The organism is Burkholderia sp. EMB26, assembly GCF_024730645.1.
Taxonomy (GTDB): domain Bacteria; phylum Pseudomonadota; class Gammaproteobacteria; order Burkholderiales; family Burkholderiaceae; genus Burkholderia; species Burkholderia cenocepacia.
In genome coordinates, this window is record NZ_CP078071.1 from 1,033,857 (window position 1) to 1,053,571 (window position 19,715).

Here is a 19,715-nt window from a genome sequence, read left to right on the forward strand (position 1 = left end):
TCGATGAATGACAAGGAAAGAAAACCGTGGGTCACGGCGTCGGATGTCGCGGCGCGGGCCGGCGTCTCACGCTCCGCAGTGTCGCGCGCGTTCTCGCCGACGGCAAGCATCGCGCCGCAAACACGCGAACGCGTGATGGTCGCCGCGCGGGCGCTGGGCTACCAGGTCAACCTGATCGCGCGCGACATGATCACGCAGCGCAGCAGCATGATCGGCGTCGTGACGGCCGGATTCGAGAACCCGTTTCGCGCGCGGCTGCTGTCGGACCTGATGGCCACACTCGGGCAGCGCGCGCTCACGCCGCTCGTGACCAATGCGGAAGACCCGCGCCAGATCCGGCAATCGCTCGAACAACTGCTCAGCTATCGGATCGCGGGCCTCGTGATGACGTCCGCGTCGCCGCCGCTGTCGGTCGCGCAGCAGTATCTCGAACACCGGATTCCGGTCGTGATGATCAACCGCGAAGCGAACCTGCCGGGCGCGGACGTGGTCGTCAGCGACAACGCGGCGGGCGCGGTCCACGCCGCGCAGCGGCTCGTGCGGGCCGGCGCGCGCCGGCTCGCGTTCGTCGGGCCGCGCGGCACGAGCTACAGCGCGCGGTCGCGCGCCGCGGCGTTCGAACAGGCGCTCGCGCAACGCGACGCGTTCGACGCGACGCTCGTCCGCGTGCTCGACACGCCGTCCGACACCCACGCCGGCGGAATCGACGCGGCGCGGCAACTGTTCGCGACGGGCGAGCGGCCCGACGGCGTGTTCTGCTCGTCCGACCTGCTCGCGCTCGGCGTGATCGACGTCGCACGCCGAGAATTCGGCTTGCGCGTACCGGACGACCTGCGCGTGATCGGCTTCGACGACATCCCCGCCGCCGAATACGACGCCTATCGGCTGACGACACTGCGGCAGGACACGCGCGGCCTCGCCCTCGCGGCGATCGACCTGCTTGCGGACCGGCTGCAGACGTTCGACGGCCCGTCGCGCACGCGCGTCGTGCCGGTCACGCAGGTGGTGCGAAACAGCTGCGCGTGACGACGCAGGACCGGGCGCGGTCACCTCGCGCGTCACTTCAATCCGCCCGCGAACCCGCGCAACAGGTAGCGCTGCACGTAACCGGCCACGGCGAGCGTGGGCAGCGACGCCATCAGCCCCGCGCTCATCAGGTCGCCCCAGTCGATCCCGTTCTCCGTCACGTAGCCGGCGATCGCGAGCGGCAGCGTGAAGCGGCTCGGCGTCGACACGAACAGCAGCGCGATCAGGAATTCGTTCCAGGCCGCGATGAACACGAAGATCGCGGTCGCGATCAGCCCCGGCGCGCACAGCGGCAGCACGATCTGCACGAGCCGCCGCGCGAGCCCCGCGCCGTCGATGCACGCCGCCTCTTCGTACTCGATCGGGACGTCGCGCACGAACGCGAGCAGCATCCAGATCGCCATCGGCAATGCATAGATCTGGTACGCGAGCATCAGGCCGAGCGTCGAATCGAGCAGGTGCAGCCGCTTCGCGAGCGCGAACAGCGGCACCGCGATCGTGATCGGCGGCATCAGCTTCAACGCCAGCACGAGCACCAGGAACAGCAGGTCGAGCCGCGCCGGAAACCGCAGCCGCACGAGCGCATACGCGGCCGGAAACGCGAGCGCCAGTGCGAGCAGCGTCGTGCCGAAGCCGACCAGCAGCGAATTGAACAGCGGCGCGCCGATACCGTTCGACCACACCGACGCAAAATGCTCGACGGTCGGCGCGGCCGGCCAGATCCGCAACGGATGATCGAGGCGTTCGAGCGTCGGCATGAAGGCCGCGCCGGCCATCCACAGGCACGGCAGCAGCAACAGTGCGAGCGCGACGATGCGCAGCGCCCACGGCACCGTTTGACCGAATGCGGCGCCCGTTCGGGCGCGCGGGATACCCGTCGATCGCGTCGTCATGCGCGCCGCTTGCGAACCGTCTGCCATACGTACCCCGAGACCAGCAGCGCGGACGCCGCGAGCATCAGCACCGACGCGGCACTCGCCGGCCCGACGTTGAAGAAGCGGAAGCCCGTGTCGTAGATATAGGTCGACAGCGTCTGCGTCGCGTTGCCGGGGCCGCCGCCCGTCAGCGCATAGACCTTGTCGAACAGCTTGAACGTGTCGATCGAGCGCAGCAGCAGCGCGAGGCCGATCTGCGGCGCGGCGAGCGGCAGCGTGATGTCGCGCAGACACTGCCACTCGCTCGCGCCGTCGGTGCGCGCGGCTTCGTACAGTTCCGGCGGAATCGACTGCAGCCCGGCCAGCACGATCAGGAACGCCATCGGCGTCCACTGCCAGACGTCGACGAGCGCGAGCGACCACAGCGCGAGATGCGGATCGGACAGCCAGCGCACGCCTTCGATGCCGAACGCCGCGAGCAGCGCATTGAGGAAGCCGTCGAAGTTCAGCCAGTTGCGCCAGATCGCCGAGCACACGAGCGTGGACAGCATCATCGGCAGGATCGCGAGCGGCAACGCGATGCGCCGGCCCGGAAACGCGCGCACGAACAACAGCGCGAGACCGAAGCCGAGCGCGACTTCGGCGAGCGACGCGACGATCGTGAAGCGCAACGTGTTGCCGAAGCCGGCCGCGAACGCGTCGTCGCCGAGCACCGCGCGATAGTTCGCGAGCCCCGCGAACGCGCGGCGGCCGGCCGAGTAGTCGACCCGGCAGAACGAGTCGATCAGCACCTGCGCGACCGGATACAGCGCGAGCGCGGCGAGCACCAGCAGCGCGGGCCCGAGCAGCGCGACGAACGGCAGGCTGCGGCCGAACGCTTTCATGCGTGAGCTCCGGCCAGCGGATCGACGTGAGCCGTCACTTGCCGGCCGCGGCCGTCGCCTGCGCGATCTTCTGCTGCGCCTGGCGCAGCGCGGCGTCGGGCGCGGCCTGCCCCGTCAGCGCGAGCTGCAACTGATCGCCGAGAATGCTCTCGACCTGCTGCCAGTCCTTCACACGCGGCCGCGCACGGCCGGCCTCGAGCGCCTTCAGTTGATCGGGATACCAGCGGTACTGGCGCACCAGCGCCGGATCGTTGAACACGCTGCGGCGGGTCGGCGGAATGCCGATGCCGGCGAGGCGCGTCTGCGTGTCGCGCGCGGTGAGGTACGCGAGAAAATCCTGCGCGAGCTTCGCGTGCGGCGCGTCCTTCGGAATGCCCATCTGCCAGATGCCGAGCATCGGCGCCGGGCCCGCGGTCTGCCCCGGCGGCGGCTGCAGCGCGATCTGCCCGACCACGCGCGACTGCTTCGCGTCGTCGAGCGCCGGCACCCACGCCGGCCACACCTCGATCGACTGCGCGGCCGTGCCGCGTTGCAGCGCGTCGCGCACTTCCGCCGCGCCGTACACGTCGACGTCCTTCGGCGCGAACGCCTTCAGCGCGAGGAACGTCTTCAGCGCGGCCTGCGCTTCGCGCGAATCGATCGTCACGTTGCCGGCGTGGTCGAACACGTCGCCGCCGTACGCCCACAGGATCGGCAGGAAGCCCGTGACGACCGGGTTGCCCTTCGTGCCGCGGAACACGACACCCGACACGCTCTTGTCCGCGCCGCCGACGGTCTGCGCGATCTTCAGCACGTCGTCCCAGTTGCGCGGCGGTTGCAGCTTGTACTTCGCGAGCAGGTCCTTGCGGTACGCGAACATCTCGACGTTGCCGACGATCGGCAGCGCGTACAGCGCACCGGCCGCATTGCGGCCGAGCGCGACGGCGGACGGCACGAGATCGGCGTCCGCGAGCGACGCGGGCAGCGGCTTCAGCCAGCCGTTGCCGATGAATTCCGGCGCCCACGTGTCGTCCATCATCACGAGGTCGTACGCGCCGGTGCCTTCGCGCATCGACAGCTTGAGCTTCTGGTACAGGTTCGCGTTCGGCAGCTTGAGCAGCTCGATCTCGGTGCCCGGATGCAGCTTGTTGAAGCCGGCGACGGCGTCGGCCAGCCCCTTGCCGTAGATGTCGTCGCGGCCCGCGATGACGAGATCCGCCGCGAAGGCGTGCGTGGCGGCAACGGATAGCGCAACGGCGGCGGACAGCGCGCGCAGGCGGCTCAGCAGGGTCATGTGGTCTCTCTCGATCGGCGTATGGAGCGGAACAATCATGCGTTGCACACGTGTGCAACGCCGGCGACGGGTCAAGTCGCCTGAAGCGTCGCCATTGTTCACGCAGACCGTGAAGGTATTGTGGCAAGCCGCAAGCCGGGCAACCTGACGCGCGGATGCCGTCGATCCGGGTCCATTCAGTCAAGCATACGGACGATTTTTTTCAAGCATGGCTTTCCATCGATCGCCCGATGCCGCCCCATGCCCGTGAAGACCGCACGGCGGCACGCGACCGGCGTGCCACCGCCCGCCGTCCGAGGTCAAAAGTTCACACGAATCCCTGCCATCACCGCCAGCTGCCGGCTCGAATTGCTGTTCGCGAGCACCGGAATCTGCGCATAGTTGACCGCGTTGCCGCCCGCGTCGGTGCCGAGCCCCGTGCCGCTCGCGACCTGGCCGATCGCGACCGCATACAGCGCGGTGCGCTTCGACAGGCTGTAGTTCGCGCCGACGTTCACCTGGTGGAACCGCGTCGTGCCGCGCCCGTCCGCATGCGCGGCGTTGAAGATGTACGCGACGCCGCCTTGCAGCGCCGGCGTGAACATGTATGTGACGTTCAGCTCGCCGATGTCGAACGTGAACGCCTGCGTGCGCGGCTGCGCGTCGGTCGAGAAATAGCGGCTGTCGCCGAGCCGCGTGTGCGTGTAGGTCAGCGCGACCGTCGCCGCGCCGAGCGTGACCGACCCGCCTGCGCCGAACGCGCGCATCGAGCCGGCATCCTGCAGCAGGCAGTACATCGCGCCCGGGTTGCTGCACGCGAAATCGCCGATATAGCCGCTCGCGCCGCCGAGCGCCGCGTCGAGCGGCTGGTGCAGGTCGAGGTAGCCGACCGAGAACGCCACCGGCGCCCGCGTGTACGTCGCGGCCACCGCATAGCCGCGCTTCGCGGAAAAATCGCCGGCCTGCCCGCCGAAGCTGAACGTGCCGCCGAACGTGAAGCCGTTGAAATCGGCGCTGGTGAACTTCACCGCGTTGTTGAAGTTGAACGCGGCATTCAGGTTGTCGACGTCGCCGAGATGCGAGCCGTACGGCGTCGCCCAGTTGTTGCTCGATACGTACGCGCCGAGCATGTCGGTGTACGAGTCGTACTGGCGGCCGACGCCGAGCGTGCCGATTCCGTCCTGGCGCAGCCCGACCCATGCCTGCCGGCTGAATGCGGTGCCGCCCTGCAGCGCCTGCCCGTTCGCGGACAGGAACTGCTGCTCGAGTGTAAACACCGCGTTGAGGCCGCCGCCGAGCGGCTCGGCGCCCTGGAAGCCGAAGCGGGACGGCACGAGGTTGCCGCCGCCCATCTGCCAGGCATGGCCGCCGCCCGTGCTGCCGTCGGCGCGTGTGAACTGCTGGTTCGTCGAATAGATGATGCCGGTGTCCACGGTGCCGTACAGCGTCACGCTCCCCGAAGTCTGCGCGTGTGCGTGCAGGCAGCCCAGCATGGCCGCGGCTGCGGTCAGTCGTCGTCCGTTCTTCATGTCCCGCCCCTCTGTGATCATCGATTCGCAGTGCGAACCGACGGTGTTTTCGATATGGGTGACAGGACTTTATCCAGCGAAAATTCCGGACCTCTATCGCAAATCGGCAAACGGTGGGGGGTGCGACCCGCGACGACGCCGGACGGCGCCGTCGCGATGCGCGTGCGTCATTCGGGACGCGTGGTCTGGGAAGGCAGCTCGCCGAACAGGTCGCGATACTCGCGCGCGAAATAGCCGAGGTGCGTGAAACCCCAGCTCGCGGCGGCTTCGCCGACGCCAAGTTGCTGCGCCGACGTCGTGCGCAGCAGGCGACGCACCGCGTTCAGCCGGATCGTGCGCAGATAGCCGACCGGCGTGACGTCGGCCACGCGCTGGAAGCTCGTTTGCAGCGTGCGGCGGCTGCAGCGCAGCGCGCGACACAGTTCGAGCACGGTGACGGGTTCTTCGGGCCGGTCGCGCAGATGCTTCTCGCAGCGGCTGACGATATCGCTGTAGGTGGCGTGCGTGATGTCGCGGCGCTCGACGCCGATACCCTGTTCGAGCGCATCGAGGAACATGCCGAGCATCGCGTCGCGAAACATCTTGCGGGTCGCCGCGTATTCGAGGCAGCCCGGGTTGCGCTGGGCCTCGTCGATCAGCGCCGACAGCCGCACGCCGAGCGCGACGCCCTGCGCGTCGGACAGCCGCGTCACGTGCCGCAGCCGGCGCGCGCCGGCCGCGCCGAATTCGGCTTCGCACAGCTCGTCGACCATGTCGGACGCCGCGCTGATCCCGACGAGCCCCATCCCTTCCGGCGTGTGGAATTCGAAATCCTCGCCGGCGCGCAGCGCGAGCAGCGCATAGCCGTCGACCGGCTGGCCCTGGAACGTGCCCGCGAGCGGCACGGACAGCGGCACCGCGAGCGACGTGCGCGCGACCGGTGCGAGCCCGGTTTGCGCGACGCGCCGGTTGGTCGTTTCGCGGAAGAAGTGGAAATCGTCGTACAGCACCTGCGTGACGGTGCCCTTGAAGCGGCCCGGCGTCATCTGACGGTAAACCTGATGCCAGCCCGCGATCGCGAGCCCGTGATCGTGCACGTCTTCGTGTGAGCGTGACTGGAACAGCATCGGCATCTCCGGTAAAACCCTGATTCCTGGATGCGGCCGCCGGGTTTGCGCGGCACGCATCGCCACAGCTTACCCTCGCAAAATCCCGTGTAGTGCGGTTTCGAACGCAAGACAGGCCGCCGACAGCGCGGCGGCCTGCTCGTCGATCAGCCTGACGTAGCGGCGAAACGACGGCATCCGGTTCACGATCTCGCTGCCGCCGAACGGCACGATCGCGATCGTCCAGCGGCCGTCGCGGGCAACGCCGCCGTGTGCGTCGATGACGCAGTCGGTCAGGTGCAGCGGCCGCAGCGCGTCGGCCAGCGACGGCTCGGCGAGCAGCGCGGCCAGCGTGTCGATGAAGACCCGGTCGCATCCGGGTCCGGGCACCGCATCGACGCCCGTGCGGCGCAGCCAGCCGGTCTGCCGCACGCGCGCGCGGCCCTGTGCGGCCGGGCCGTTGGCGGCTACCGTCACCTTCACGCTGACCGTATGCATCAGGAACTGGCGCTCGACGCGCTCGTCGACGCTCACATGCACGCCGTTCGGCAGCCGCGCCGTGGCGCCGCCCACATCCGTATCGCGCACGGCCCGCAGGTCGGCGAGCACGCGCGCGGCGATCGCGCCGGGCCGATGGCCGGGCGGCGGCGCATCGGGCGCCGCGCGCCGCGGGGCAAGCGCGGCCTTCACGACGCGACGTGCTCGTTGCGCAGCACGTCCTCGACCGGCACCGGCCTGAACGGATGCCGGCGCTGCACGACGAGCGTCCAGAACAGCGCGTACAGCGCGGTGAGCCCGAGCATCGCGCCGAACGGCACGTAGATGTCGCGCGGGTTCATGCCGGGCGGCGTGATGTACCAGATCGCGAGCACGATGCCGACGCTCGACACGATCTGCGGCAGCGGGAACAGCGGCGAACGGTACGGCCGCGGCAGGTCCGGGCGGCGGATACGCAGCATCACGACCGACGCGGTGACGAGCAGGTACGCGGTGCCCCACGCGCAGGTCGCGGCGAGCACGAGATGCAGGATGCTGTCGAGATTGCCGTTGATCAGCCACGCATGGAAGATCGGCACGATCGCCGCCGCGACGATGCCGACCACCGGCGTCTTGAAACGCGGATGCAGGTACGCGAAGCAGCGCGGCAACGCGCCGTCGATCGCCATCCCGTACAGGATGCGCGGCAGCCCGGCCATCAGCGTGTTGATCGTCGCGGCGCCCGCGCACAGGAACGCGATGCCGAACCACACGCGGCCGAACGGCCCGAGCACCTGCAGCGCGAACGCGGGAATCGCGCCCGGCGTGTCGAGCAGGTGCGTGAGGCCGTCGGGGCTCACCGGCACGTTCGCGACCTGGCGGCGGATCGCCGCGCCGTACAGGAACATGCAGATCGCGACGCCGACGAGGCCGAGCGCCATCGCGCGCGGAATCGTGCGGCCCGGCGCCTTCATTTCCGGCGCGAGCGGCGTGACGAACTCGCAGCCGACGAACATGAACATCGCCATCCCGACCAGCGACAGCACGGCCGGAATCGACGTGCCGACTTCCGAGCCGCCGAACCAGCCGTCGAGATGCACGGCCGGCGCGGCCGCGAGCCCGAGGATCCCGAAGATCATCAGCGACAGCCACATGCCGGCCGTCAGCACGATCTCGAGCTTGCTGAACACCTTGATGCCGATGATGTTGGTGATCGCGAACGTGACCACGAGGCCGACGCCGACGAGCCACGAGCTGTTGTGCTGCTCGAACGCGGCGTTCAGCGATTCGAAATTCACGAGCGCCATGATGCCGCTCAGGATCGTCTCCGCCGTGCCGGCGAACACGTGCACGAGGAAATACGCGGAAATCGTGCCGGTGATCGCCCAGAAGCGGCCGAGCCCGCACGACAGGTAATCGTAAACCGAGCCGGCCGTCGGCAGCATCGCGGCGGCTTCGGAGAACGTGGTGGCCTGCGCCTGCATCATCACGAACGCGATGATCATCGCGACCGCGAACGCCCAGCCGCCCATCCCGAAGCCCGACGTCGCGGTGAGGATCACCGGGCTCGCCATGATGAGCCCGACGGCGCTCGCCAGCGCGGTCGGAAAACCGACCGCCCCCGCCTTCAACGCGGTGCCGCCGCCCGCTTCAGCCGGCGAGCCGCCAGGCGTATCGCCCGCGGCGCCGGTCACTCCCGACCATCCCGACATCGTTGTCTCCTTCGTAGGTTGGCCCGAACCGGCGCTTCGTCAGCTGCCGGGGGCCAGATGCTCTGCGGTCGGCCCCGGTCGGCGCTTCAGCGCTTCGATCCCGGGCCCCTGTCGATCACGGCGTGATCCGATGTCGAAAAAATACGCAGGCAAAATAATCCGGTCATAGCGCAAATCGGCAAACCCGCGACGGCGTTCCCCCTTCCGCCGCGGATTGGCCGTCATGCGATCACGCCGTTACGCGAACGGCACGGCCTCGAAGCCGGCCGCGAGCGCGTCGACGATCCGGTCGAGCTGTTCGCGCTGGATCACGAGCGGCGGCGACAGGATGATCTTCGTGCCGACCGGGCGCACCAGCACGCCGTTCTCGCGCGCGACTTCCGCGACCGCGTTCGCATAGCCCGACAGCGGATCGATCGGCTCGCGCGTGTCCTTGTTCGCGACGAGGTCGAGCGCGAGCATCAGCCCCTTGCCGCGCACCTCGCCGACCGCCGCGAAGCGCTCCGCGAACGGCTGCAGCGCTTCGAGCAGATACGCACCCTGCTTCGCCGCATTCGCCGGCAGGTCCTCCTTCACGACGATGTCGAGGCTCGCGATCGCGGCCGCGCATGCGACCGGGTGGCCGGCGTACGTGTAGCCGTGCATGATCGCCCCGCCGAAATCGGCATTCGCGGCGAACGCGTCCTCGATCCGCGCGTTCACGACCGTCGCGCCGAGCGGCACGTAGCCCGACGAAATCCCCTTCGCCAGACACATGATGTCCGGGCGCACGCCCCAGCCGCGACTGCCGAACAGGCAGCCGCTGCGGCCGAAGCCCGTCACGACTTCGTCGGCGATCAGCAGCACGCCGTAACGGTCGCACACCTCGCGCACCAGCGGCCAGTAGTTGGCCGGCGGCACGATCACGCCGCCCGCGCCCTGGATCGGCTCCGCGATGAACGCGGCGACCGTGTCGGGACTCTGGAACTGAATCTCGCGCTCCAGCATTTCCGCGCAGATCCGGCCGAGTTCCTCCGGGTCCTGCGTGAACGGGTTGCGGTACAGCCACGGCGTCTCGACGTGGAAGCAGCCGGGCAGGTTCGGCTCGTAGTTGCGGCGGAACACCGTGTTGCCGTTCACCGACGCGCCGCCGAAGTGCGTGCCGTGATAACCCTGTTTCAGCGAGATGAACTTCGTGCGATCGGCCTGGCCGCGCACCTTCCAGTACTGGCGCGCGATCTTCAGCGCGGTCTCGATCGCATCGGAGCCGCCCGAGCTGTACAGCACGCGGCGCATCCCTTCCGGTTCGAGCAGGTCGATCACCTTCTTCGACAACTCCTCGGCGCGCGGATGCGAAATGCCGTCGAACAGCTGGAAGTATTCGAGTTCGTCGAGCTGGCGCACGATCGCGTCCTTCACTTCCTGGCGGTTGTGACCGACGTTTACGTTCCACAGGCCCGCGACGCCGTCGACGAGCTTGCGCCCCGCCTCGTCGAACACGTAGCAGCCGTCGCCGCGCACGATGCGGATCGGCTTGCGCTGTTTCATCTCGTTCGGGTGCAGCATCGGGTGCCAGAATTTCGCTTCGTTGTAGCTCATTGCAGTCTCCACTGTCGGATCGTTGAATCGGGTTCGTTCGGGTTCGAGCGTCGCGCGTCAGTGCGCGATGCAGACGGATTTGGTTTCGGTGAAGCCTTCGATCGCGTACTGGCCGAATTCGCGACCGATGCCCGATTGCTTGTAGCCGCCGAACGGCATCGACGGATCGAGCGGAATATGGCAGTTCACCCACACCGTGCCGGCCTCGATCTGCGGCACGAGGTTCATCACACGTTTCAGGTCGTTGCTCCAGACGCTCGCGGCGAGGCCGTACGGCGACGCGTTCGCGAGGCGCACCGCGTCGGCCGCGTCGTCGAACGGCACGACCACGATCACCGGGCCGAACACCTCGTCGCGCACGATCGCGCTGTCCGGATGCGGATCGGCGATCACGGCCGGCTTCACGTAATAGCCGGGCAGATCGTCGGCCGGCGTGCCGCCCGCGAGGAACGTGAGGCCCGCGCGGCGCGCGCCTTCGATGTGCTGGACGACCTTGTCGCGATGGTGCGCGGACACGAGCGGGTTGATCTGCGCGGTGGTGTCGAGGCCCGCGCCGAGCTTCATCGACCGCGCGACGCCCGCGAGGCCGTCCGCGAGTTGCGCGAACTTGCTGCGATGCACATAGATGCGCGACGCGGCCGCGCACACCTGCCCCTGGTTGAAGAACGCGCCGGCGGCGACGCCGTCGAGCGCCTGCGCGACGTCGACGTCGTCGAGCATCACGATCGGGTTCTTGCCGCCGAGCTCCAGCGAGAAGCGCGTCATGTTCTGCACGGCCGCCGCGCCGACCAGCTTGCCGGTCGCGGTCGAGCCCGTGAACGAGATCTTCGCGATCGACGGGTGGCTGGCGAGCGCCGCGCCGCAGACGCGGCCGCCCGTGACGACGTTGAACACGCCGGGCGGCACGCCGGCCTCGCGCGCGAGCTCGGCGAGGCGCAACGCGGTGAGCGGCGTTTCCGGCGACGGCTTCAGCACGATCGTGCAGCCGGCCGCGAGCGCGGGAACCAGCTTCCACACCGCGATCATCAGCGGGAAATTCCACGGCACGATCGCGGCGACCACGCCGACCGGCTCCTTGCGCGTATAGGCCGTATAGTGCGCGCCGGGCGGAAACGGGATCGACACGTCGAGCGTCTGGCCAGTGATCTTGGTCGCCCAGCCGGCCATGTAGCGCACGTATTCGACGCTCGCGCCGACTTCGATCGCACGCGACACGTGAATCGACTTGCCCTGGTTCAGCGTTTCGAGCTGCGCGAGCGTTTCGGCGTCGGCTTCGATCAGGTCCGCGAGTTTCAGCAGGATGCGTTCGCGGTCGGCCGGCCGCAGCCCGCTCCACACACGCGCGTCGAACGCGTGTCTGGCGCTGGCGACCGCGCGGTCGACGTCGTGTGCGTCGGCGTCCGCGACGGTGGCGAGCCGCTCGCCCGTCGCGGGGTCGTACACGTCGAGCCGCGCGGCCGCGTGCGCGGGCTGCATGGCGCCGTCGATGAAGAGGCCGAAATCGCGCGCAACGAAGGTGCGCACGGTGTCGCTGACGGCGACGAAGTTCGTGTTGCTCATGGGCGTCTCGTTGATTGTCGTGGCTGGACCGCGTGCGGGCGAGGCACGCGGGCGTCGGACCACTGTATCGACGAGGGATCACGCCCGGTGAGCGCAAATTGGCAGCGCGTGGCGACGGTAGCGGGTTCGAGCCCGCGACGCGGCCCGCGGGCGACGTGCGCGATCCGCCGGGGGCTGCCGTGGTTTGGATGCCGGACCGGGGTCCGGTCATTGAATCGTCAGTTTCTGAAACCGTGCGCCATCGACGCGAGGAAGTCGTACGCCTGGTAGTCCAGCCAATAAACGCCGAGCGCAAGCGGGATCAGGAAGTACAGCGAGTCGTAGGTTCCGCTTCTGACCGTCCTGACGATGAAGATCGGCAGCGCGACGCTCAACGCGATGACCAAAATCGAAGCGGCAATGATCGCGACGTCCATGTTCCCGGCCCTTTTCTTGAATTGTTATCGATACGACGAGCGCGCATGGTACTGCACGATCTCGCGGGCCAGCTTGCAGAACGATTACAGGAACAGCGCGCCGACCAGCTCCGTGCGATTCGACACGCCGAGCTTGCGGTACATGCGCATCAGGTGGGTCTTGATCGTCGGTTGCCCGAGCGCGAGATCGCGCGCGATTTCCTTGTTCGAGCAACCGTCGCGCACGAGCCGCGCGATCTGCTCCTCGCGGTAGGTCAGCCGTTCCTCGCAACCGATCCGGTGGATCCCGCGCCGGGCACGCAGCAGCGGGCTCAGCGCGGCTTCGGCGACAGGCTGCAGCCGCGCGAGTGCGTCGATCTCGCCGGGTGCGAAGCGTCCTGCCGTACCGTTGCCGGTGCGATTCGCGTCGCCCATGCCGAAGCGCAGCAGCGAAAACGCGCCGACCGTGCGGCCCGCGTCGCGCAGCCAGATCTCGACGACGTCGGCCACGTCGTGCCGCCGCAAAAAACGGGTCCAGTACGCGGATGCGTCACGTCGCTCGTCCGGCAATTGGGACGCGAGCGTGACGATCGCGCGGTCGCCCGCCGCGCAGCGCGACGGGTGCAGCGGATCGAGCATCCGGTAGCGGGCGACATAGGTGCGGTGCATCGATTCCGGCATCCCGAACAGCTCGAAATCGGCCGGTTCGCCGCTCTGGTCGAGCCGGTAGAACACGATCGCCGACGGGCTCGCGAACGCATCGAACGCGTCCACGCACGCGCGCAGCGCGCGTGGCCAGTCGGCGGGAGCGTGGTCGGCGGGAACGGATGAGGTCGGCATCGGAAATCGGCTGGGTAGCGAACGCGTCGAATTTCAACGTCCGGGCCAGCCTACCGGCGCCGAAAAGCGCCGGTGAGCACAAATCGGCAAATCGTCCCGGGCCGGCCAGGTGGCTAGTTCAGCCTGTTCAGCCGGTTCAGCCGGGACGATGCCGACGCGCGACGGTGCGCGCGCCTGGCTTCAGCGTGCGTTCGCGGCGAACGTGTCGCAGGCGCTCACCTCGCCCGACTCCATCCCGCGCCGCAGCCAGTACACGCGCTGCTCGCTGGTGCCGTGCGTGAAGCTTTCGGGCACGACGTAGCCCTGCCCTTGCTGCTGCAGCCGGTCGTCGCCGATCGCCGCGGCGGCCTTCAGTCCCTGCTCGAAATCGCCGGGTTCCATCAACCGCTGGTTCGCGCGCTGCGCGTTGTTCGCCCACACGCCGGCAAAGCAGTCGGCCTGCAGCTCCATCCGCACCGACAGCGCATTCGCGCGCGCCTGGCTCGAGCGCCGGCGCGCAGCGTCGACCTTGTCGGCAATACCCAGCAGGTTCTGCACGTGATGGCCGACTTCGTGCGCGATCACGTAGGCCTGCGCAAAGTCGCCGCCGGCGCCGAAACGCTTGCGCAGTTCGTCGTAGAAGCCGAGATCGATGTACACGTTGCGGTCGCCCGGGCAGTAGAACGGCCCCATCGCGGTCTGGCCGGTGCCGCACGCGGTCGGCGTCGAGTTCGTGAACATCACGAGCTTCGGCGGTTCGTACTGCGCATGCAGCTGCGTGTTGAACACGCCCGTCCACGTGCGTTCGATGTTGCCGAGCACCTTGCGCGTGAACACCGCGCCGGCGTCGTTCGCCGGTGCGCCCTGGTGCTGGGTCGGCGCGGGCTGCGCCTGCTGCTGGCGGCCCTGCAGCGCCGACGCACCTTCGAGCACGACGCGCGGGTCGATTCCGAAGAAATACGAGGCAGCCAGCGCGATCACGATCGTGCCGATGCCGATCGTCGCGCGCCCGCCGCCGAACCCGCCGGCGCCGCGTCGATCCTCGACGTTCGTGCTTTCCCTTTCGTCGTCCAGCCTCATTGCCGGCCCCTCCCTGTTCTTTTGTCGATGGTCCGATCGCGCCAGCGCGCAACCGGGCGATACGCCGTGGCGACACGCTCCGTCGGCAGACGCGATACCTGCGCATCGGACGCCCGCTCGCGCCGATCCGGCCGGCCGCGCCATTGCCGGCCGCGCCCCTGCCGGCCGCGCCATTCGTACGACGGAATCGGCGGCCGACGCGCCGCGCGTCGCTGCGCGCCCGCCCGCGCTATTTTGCCGGGCTTTCGTGGCTTATCGCAAAAATGTGGAGGATAGAGCGATTCGGCGTCGGACATCGTCAGCCTTTGCAAAATGGGCCAAGGCCACCGTGCCCGCCACGCCGGCCGTTCGGACGACCCGCGTTCATCCTTTCGGTGGATACCGGCGCGCGCCGGCGCCGCCTAAAGTGGCCGGAACGCCCCCTTTCCGGAGAACGACATGACGCACTCGCCCCCCCGCACGATCGCCATTACCGGCGCCGGCACCGGCATCGGCGCCGCCTGCGCGCGCCGCTTCGCCCGCCGCGGCGACCGCGTCGTGCTGATCGGGCGCCGCCAGGCGCCGCTCGACGCGCTGGCTGCCGAAACGGGGGGCCTCGCGCTGGCCGGCGACGCCGCGAGCGCCGCCGACTGGGCCGGCTTCCTGCCGCGCATCGCCGCACGCTTCGGCCGCGTCGATGCGCTTGTCGCCTGCGCGGGCGGCCACGGCATCGGCCGTGCGGACGAAACCGACGACGTGCAGTGGCGCGCTGCGATGCATGCGAACCTCGACACCGCATTCGTCAGCGCGCGCGCGTGCCTGCCCGACCTGATCGCGCAGCGCGGCAATATCGTGCTGGTCGCGTCGATCGCGGCGCTCGCGGCCGGGCCCGGCGTATGCGGCTACACGGTCGGCAAGCACGCGCTGCTCGGCCTGGCGCGATCGCTCGCGCGCGACTACGGTCCGCACGGCGTGCGGGCGAACGCCGTCTGCCCGGGCTGGGTCCGCACGCCGATGGCCGACGCGGAAATGGAGCCGCTGATGGCCGCGCACGGCGATTCGCTCGACTGTGCGTACGCCCGCGTCAGCGCCGACGTGCCGCTGCGGCGCGCGGCCGATCCCGACGAGATCGCGGCCGTCTGCGCGTTCCTGGCGTCGCCGGACGCGTCGTTCGTGACCGGCGCGACGCTCGTCGCGGACGGCGGCGCGATGGTCGTCGACGTGCCGACGCTCGCGTTCGACCGGCTTTGACGCCACCCGAACCTGCGGCGCGTGCGTGCGCGCTTCCGAATCCGTTAACATCGTCCCGATCCGCCGCCTGGCGCGGCACCGCCTCACCGTTCGGAATTCGATGAACATCCGGTTTCTGGAAACCTTCGTCTGGCTCGCGAAGCTGGAAAACTTCCGGCTCACGGCCGAGAAACTGCATACGACGCAGGCTGCCGTGTCGAGCCGCATCGCATCGCTCGAGGAAGCGTTCGACGTGCGCCTGTTCGACCGCAACACGCGCTCGGCCACGCTCACGCCGGCGGGCCGGCGCATGCTGGCCTACGCGGAGCGGATCGTGCGGCTCGATGGGGAAATGCGGCGCGACATCGACGCGGCCAGCGATGCGGGCCTGATCCGGATCGGCGTGATCGAATCGATCGTGCACAGCTGGTTTCCCGCGCTGATGGCGCAACTGCGCGAGCGCTATCCGCGCCTCGACGTCGAGATCACGAGCGACACGACGCTGCATCTGATTCGCCTGCTCAGCACCGACGGCGTCGACCTGATCCTGCAGACCGACCCGGTGCCGGGCCCGGACTTCACGAACCTGCCGCTATGCGAATTCCCGGTGCGCTGGGCCGCGAGCCCGCGCCTCGGGCTCGGCGGCCAGCCGCTCGACGTCGCGCGGCTGGCCGGTTTTCCGATCATCAGCTTCTCGCGCCACTCGGGGCCGCACGCGACGATCGAGCGGCTGTTCGCGGCGGTCGAACGGCCGGCCAGCATCAACTGCATCACGTCGGTCGCGGCGATGATCCGCCTCGTCGCCGACGGCTTCGGCGTGGCCGCGCTGCCGCCGGCGATCATCGGGCGCGAGCTGCACGAAGGCACGCTCGAACTGCTCGACGTCGCGCCCGAATTCCCGCCGCTGCCGCTCGTCGCGACTTACCGCAGCCAGGGGCTGCCGGTCGCCGCGCGCATCGCGGAACTCGCGAGCGAAGTGGCGCGCGCGATGGCGGCTGCCGGAAATCTCGCGAAGCCTGCCGCCGCCGAGCGCGTCGACGCAACGCTCGTCGATGCAACGCCCGCGCGCAAGGCGACCACGACAAAGACGAACGCACCGACGACAACGAAGCGCACGACGAAAACCGCCCCGCCTGCCGCGCCCGCCGCAAAACGCCGCCCGCGCCGCTCATAAGAAAACCTGTTCACCGCGAATTTGTTTTCTTGTTGGACGGGCGCGCCCCGTCTTCGGGACACTGCAGTTCCTGCCCCACCGCGTCACGAGGAACCCCGCAATGACCCGCCTTTCCCTTCCGCACGGCCAGCTTTGCGTCTGGACGGATATCGACCCCGCGCACGAAGCCGATTTCAACGCGTGGTACGACCGCGAGCACATGCAGGAGCGTGTCGCGATTCCCGGCTTCACGCATGCGCGACGGTTTCGTGCGACCGACGGCGGCCCGCGCCGATACCTCGCGCTGTACGTGACGGACGCGCTCGACGTGTTCCGCGGCGATGCGTACCGGCGCGCGTTCACGCAGCAGACCGCGTGGTCGCTCGCGAACTTCGAGCGCATGACGGGTACGCAGCGGCGCGTCGGCGAGCTGACGATCGAGGCCGGCGACGGTGAAGGCGCGCATCTCGCGCTGTTCGTGCTGCCCCCCGATCGCATCGACGTGCCGCACCTGCGCGCGCGCTTCGACGCCGCGCTGCAGGAACCCGGCATCCATGCCGCACGGCTTTTCCGCACGTCACCGGACCTGTCCGCACCGATCGGCGCCGCTGCGGCCGCCCGCCCGGCCGCCGATGCGCTGGTGCTGATCGAAGGCAGCGACGCAACGGCCACGCGCCGCGTCGCCGCCACGCTCGCCGGACACGACGACGTGCGCACCTTCGACCTGCTGTGGCGCGCCGCCGCGCCGCTGCCCGTCCAGCGATGCGACGTCGGAACCGAAACGGCCGCCGCCGCGACCGCTACCGCCCTGCCTGCCTGAACGCTCGACGCCGCCGCCCACGCCGGCCCGCGCTTCATCCCGTCATCCGTCACGACCTGCCCGATACCATGAGCACTCTCGTCCAGCCCGCCGCCCACGCGCCCCGCCGTGTCCGCAACAGCCGACTCGCGACCGCGAGCATGATCGGCACGTCGCTCGAGTGGTACGACTTCACGATCTACAACACGCTCGCCGCGCTCGTTTTCAACCATCTGTTCTTCCCGTCGGTCGATCCGCTGGCCGGCACGATCCTCGCGTTCTCGACCTATGCGGTCGGCTACGTGTCGCGCCCGCTCGGCGGCTTCGTATTCGGCAACCTCGGCGACCGCATCGGCCGCCGCGCGGTGCTGATGCTCACGCTCGTGCTGATGGGCGTGACGACCGCGCTGACGGGCGCGCTGCCGACCTACGCGCAGGCCGGCATCCTGAGCCCGATCCTGCTCGTCGCGCTGCGCTTCGTGCAGGGCGTCGCGCTCGGCGGCGAATGGGCCGGCGCGGTATTGCTGTCGGTCGAGCACGGCGACCAGAAACGGCGCGGGCTGTCCGCGTCGTGGACGCAGATCGGCCCGTCGTTCGGCACGCTGCTCGGCACCGGCTGCATCGCGCTCGTCACGCTGTCGACCACGTCCGACACCTTCCTGTCGTGGGGCTGGCGCGTGCCGTTCGCGGCCAGCGCGCTGCTCGTCGTGTTCGGCTTCTGGCTGCGGCGCGGCGTCGACGAAACGCCGCAGTTCGAGCAGCTCGCCGAATCGCATGCGACCGCCGACGTGCCTGTCGCCGACGTGCTGAAGTACCACTGGAAGCGCCTGCTGATCGCGGGCGGCTCGCGCATCGGTTCGGACGTGCTGTATGCGCTGATCGTCGTGTTCACGCTCACCTACGTGACGACCGTGCTGCACCTGTCGCGCCCCGTCGCGCTGACGGCCGTGATGATCGGCACGGCCTGCAATGCGCTCGCGGTGCCGTTCTTCGGCGCGTTGTCGGACCGCTTCGGCCGCCGGCCCGTGTATCTCGCCGGCGCGCTCGCCGGCATCGTGTGGGCATTCGTGTTCTTCGCGCTGCTCGATTCCGCGCGCCCCGCGGCGATCGTCGCGGCCGTCGCGATCGGCCTCGTGATCCATGCGGTGATGTACGGCCCGCAGGGCGCGTTCGTGACCGAACAGTTCCCGACGCGCGTGCGCTACACGGGCTCGTCGCTCGCGTACACGCTCGCCGGCATCGTCGGCGGCGGCTTCGCGCCGCTCGTGATCGCCGCGCTGTTCCGGCAGACGGGCACGACGACGGCCGTGTCGCTGTACGTCACCGCCGCGCTCGTCGTCACGTCGATCGCGCTCGTCGCCGCGCGCGAGACCGCGCACCGGCTGCTCGACGACTGAGCGCCGCCACCCGCCGACCATTCATTCGCACTTCAAACGGATAGCCGCATGCCAACCCTGTCGTTCAACGTGATTTCCCTGCAACGCGCGCCGGCCGCCGTCGACGTCGACGTCGAACGCGTCGTGATCGCCGGCTGGGCCGGCCGCGACCCGGCCGCGATCCAGGCGCACATCGACGAACTCGCGGCGCTCGGCGTCGCGCCGCCGTCGACCACGCCGTGCTTCTATCGCGTGTCGTCCGCGCTGCTCACGCAAGCGCCGTCGATCGGCGTGCTCGGCGCGCGCTCGGGCGGCGAGATCGAATGCGTGCTGGTCGACAGCCCGGCCGGCACGCTGGTCACGGTCGGCTCCGATCACACGGATCGCGAAGTCGAAGCATACGGCGTCGCCGTGTCGAAGCAGGTGTGCGCGAAGCCGCTCGGCCGTGACGCGTGGCGTTATGCGGATGTCGCCGATCACTGGGATGCGCTCGAGATGCGTTCGTGGCTGATTGCGCGCGATGGCGAACGGGTGGCGTACCAGCAAGGCGCGGTCAGCGGCCTGCTCGCGCCCGACGTGCTGTGGCAGCGTTTCGACGACCGCCGCACGATGCCCGCGCGCTGCGCGATGTATGGCGGGACCGTCGCCGTGCACGGCGCGATCGCGGCGATGGACGACGGCGACGCATTCGAGATGGAGCTGCACGATCCGGTGCTCGGGCGCAGTCTCACGCATCGCTATGCGGTCGAGGTGTTGCCGGTCGTGGCTTGACGGGAACGGGAAACTGCACGGCATACGGAGGCGACGGCGTTCAGTCGCCGTGCCAGCCCTACCGGTACGGCTGAAAGCAGTGATAGTCGGGAAAGTTGAACTGCGAGTTGTCGCAATACAGCACGCCGGCCAGAT

19 protein-coding genes are annotated in these 19,715 nt (G+C 69.2%); 6 read left to right on the forward strand and 13 right to left on the reverse strand.

The genetic code is table 11. From position 1 onward, the window contains the following. The first annotated feature begins 3 nt into the window (after window positions 1–3). Window positions 4–1,026 (forward strand): LacI family DNA-binding transcriptional regulator, encoded by a 1,023-nt coding sequence (locus tag KU887_RS21495; protein WP_006493904.1) that lies wholly within the window; start codon window positions 4–6, stop codon window positions 1,024–1,026. A 32-nt stretch (window positions 1,027–1,058) separates the two neighbouring features. Here KU887_RS21495 and KU887_RS21500 read toward each other — a convergent pair whose 3' ends face one another. The 13 genes from KU887_RS21500 to KU887_RS21560 all read right to left on the reverse strand — a co-directional run bounded on the left by KU887_RS21500 (window position 1,059) and on the right by KU887_RS21560 (window position 14,272). Continuing rightward, window positions 1,059–1,919, reverse strand: coding sequence for a carbohydrate ABC transporter permease (locus KU887_RS21500; protein ID WP_048988648.1), 861 nt, complete (start codon window positions 1,917–1,919; stop codon window positions 1,059–1,061). Next, complete coding sequence (locus tag KU887_RS21505) at window positions 1,916–2,785, reverse strand: carbohydrate ABC transporter permease (protein WP_034202149.1); 870 nt, start codon at window positions 2,783–2,785, stop codon at window positions 1,916–1,918. The genes KU887_RS21500 and KU887_RS21505 overlap by 4 nt, the downstream gene beginning before the upstream one ends. 34 nt (window positions 2,786–2,819) lie before the next feature. Next, window positions 2,820–4,058, reverse strand: a complete 1,239-nt coding sequence (locus KU887_RS21510) for an ABC transporter substrate-binding protein (RefSeq protein ID WP_060266176.1) — start codon at window positions 4,056–4,058, stop codon at window positions 2,820–2,822. Between the two features lie 299 nt (window positions 4,059–4,357). Beyond that, entirely contained in the window at window positions 4,358–5,566 is a 1,209-nt protein-coding gene (locus KU887_RS21515; RefSeq protein ID WP_258257946.1) for a porin, read from the reverse strand. A gap of 167 nt (window positions 5,567–5,733) precedes the next feature. Continuing rightward, complete coding sequence (locus tag KU887_RS21520) at window positions 5,734–6,672, reverse strand: helix-turn-helix domain-containing protein (RefSeq protein WP_006485599.1); 939 nt, start codon at window positions 6,670–6,672, stop codon at window positions 5,734–5,736. Window positions 6,673–6,741: 69 nt separating this feature from the next. Beyond that, on the reverse strand, window positions 6,742–7,341 hold the full coding sequence (locus tag KU887_RS21525; protein ID WP_258257947.1) for a DUF3156 family protein: 600 nt from the start codon (window positions 7,339–7,341) through the stop codon (window positions 6,742–6,744). Beyond that, window positions 7,338–8,840 (reverse strand): APC family permease, encoded by a 1,503-nt coding sequence (locus tag KU887_RS21530; RefSeq protein WP_006493968.1) that lies wholly within the window; start codon window positions 8,838–8,840, stop codon window positions 7,338–7,340. Before KU887_RS21530 ends, KU887_RS21525 begins: the two co-directional genes overlap by 4 nt. Before the next feature lie 39 nt (window positions 8,841–8,879). After that, window positions 8,880–9,065 carry a hypothetical protein gene (locus KU887_RS21535; RefSeq protein WP_124675239.1) on the reverse strand — a complete coding sequence of 62 codons (186 nt, stop codon included), beginning with the start codon at window positions 9,063–9,065 and terminating at the stop codon, window positions 8,880–8,882. 12 nt (window positions 9,066–9,077) lie between these two features. Beyond that, window positions 9,078–10,418, reverse strand: a complete 1,341-nt coding sequence (locus tag KU887_RS21540; protein ID WP_006483976.1) for an aspartate aminotransferase family protein — start codon at window positions 10,416–10,418, stop codon at window positions 9,078–9,080. Window positions 10,419–10,475: 57 nt separating this feature from the next. Further along, a complete protein-coding gene (locus KU887_RS21545) occupies window positions 10,476–11,978 on the reverse strand; it encodes an aldehyde dehydrogenase family protein (RefSeq protein ID WP_258257949.1) in 1,503 nt (500 codons plus the stop codon). A gap of 218 nt (window positions 11,979–12,196) precedes the next feature. Then, a complete protein-coding gene (locus KU887_RS21550) occupies window positions 12,197–12,394 on the reverse strand; it encodes a hypothetical protein (RefSeq protein ID WP_006483979.1) in 198 nt (65 codons plus the stop codon). 84 nt (window positions 12,395–12,478) lie between these two features. Then, entirely contained in the window at window positions 12,479–13,213 is a 735-nt protein-coding gene (locus KU887_RS21555) for a LuxR C-terminal-related transcriptional regulator (protein WP_258257951.1), read from the reverse strand. Window positions 13,214–13,393: 180 nt separating this feature from the next. After that, a complete protein-coding gene (locus KU887_RS21560; RefSeq protein ID WP_006483975.1) occupies window positions 13,394–14,272 on the reverse strand; it encodes a neutral zinc metallopeptidase in 879 nt (292 codons plus the stop codon). A gap of 438 nt (window positions 14,273–14,710) precedes the next feature. On the opposite strand from KU887_RS21560, the gene KU887_RS21565 reads away from it, so the two are divergent. From KU887_RS21565 to KU887_RS21585, 5 genes are all read left to right on the forward strand, one after another. Then, window positions 14,711–15,502, forward strand: coding sequence for an SDR family NAD(P)-dependent oxidoreductase (locus KU887_RS21565; protein WP_080322504.1), 792 nt, complete (start codon window positions 14,711–14,713; stop codon window positions 15,500–15,502). Between the two features lie 100 nt (window positions 15,503–15,602). Then, complete coding sequence (locus KU887_RS21570) at window positions 15,603–16,655, forward strand: LysR family transcriptional regulator (protein ID WP_077021526.1); 1,053 nt, start codon at window positions 15,603–15,605, stop codon at window positions 16,653–16,655. A gap of 100 nt (window positions 16,656–16,755) precedes the next feature. Further along, window positions 16,756–17,454 carry a DUF4286 family protein gene (locus KU887_RS21575; RefSeq protein ID WP_258257955.1) on the forward strand — a complete coding sequence of 233 codons (699 nt, stop codon included), beginning with the start codon at window positions 16,756–16,758 and terminating at the stop codon, window positions 17,452–17,454. A gap of 56 nt (window positions 17,455–17,510) precedes the next feature. Then, window positions 17,511–18,830 (forward strand): MFS transporter, encoded by a 1,320-nt coding sequence (locus KU887_RS21580; protein WP_258258432.1) that lies wholly within the window; start codon window positions 17,511–17,513, stop codon window positions 18,828–18,830. Window positions 18,831–18,878: 48 nt separating this feature from the next. After that, window positions 18,879–19,580 (forward strand): DUF2848 domain-containing protein, encoded by a 702-nt coding sequence (locus KU887_RS21585; protein ID WP_258257956.1) that lies wholly within the window; start codon window positions 18,879–18,881, stop codon window positions 19,578–19,580. Window positions 19,581–19,715: the final 135 nt, after the last annotated feature.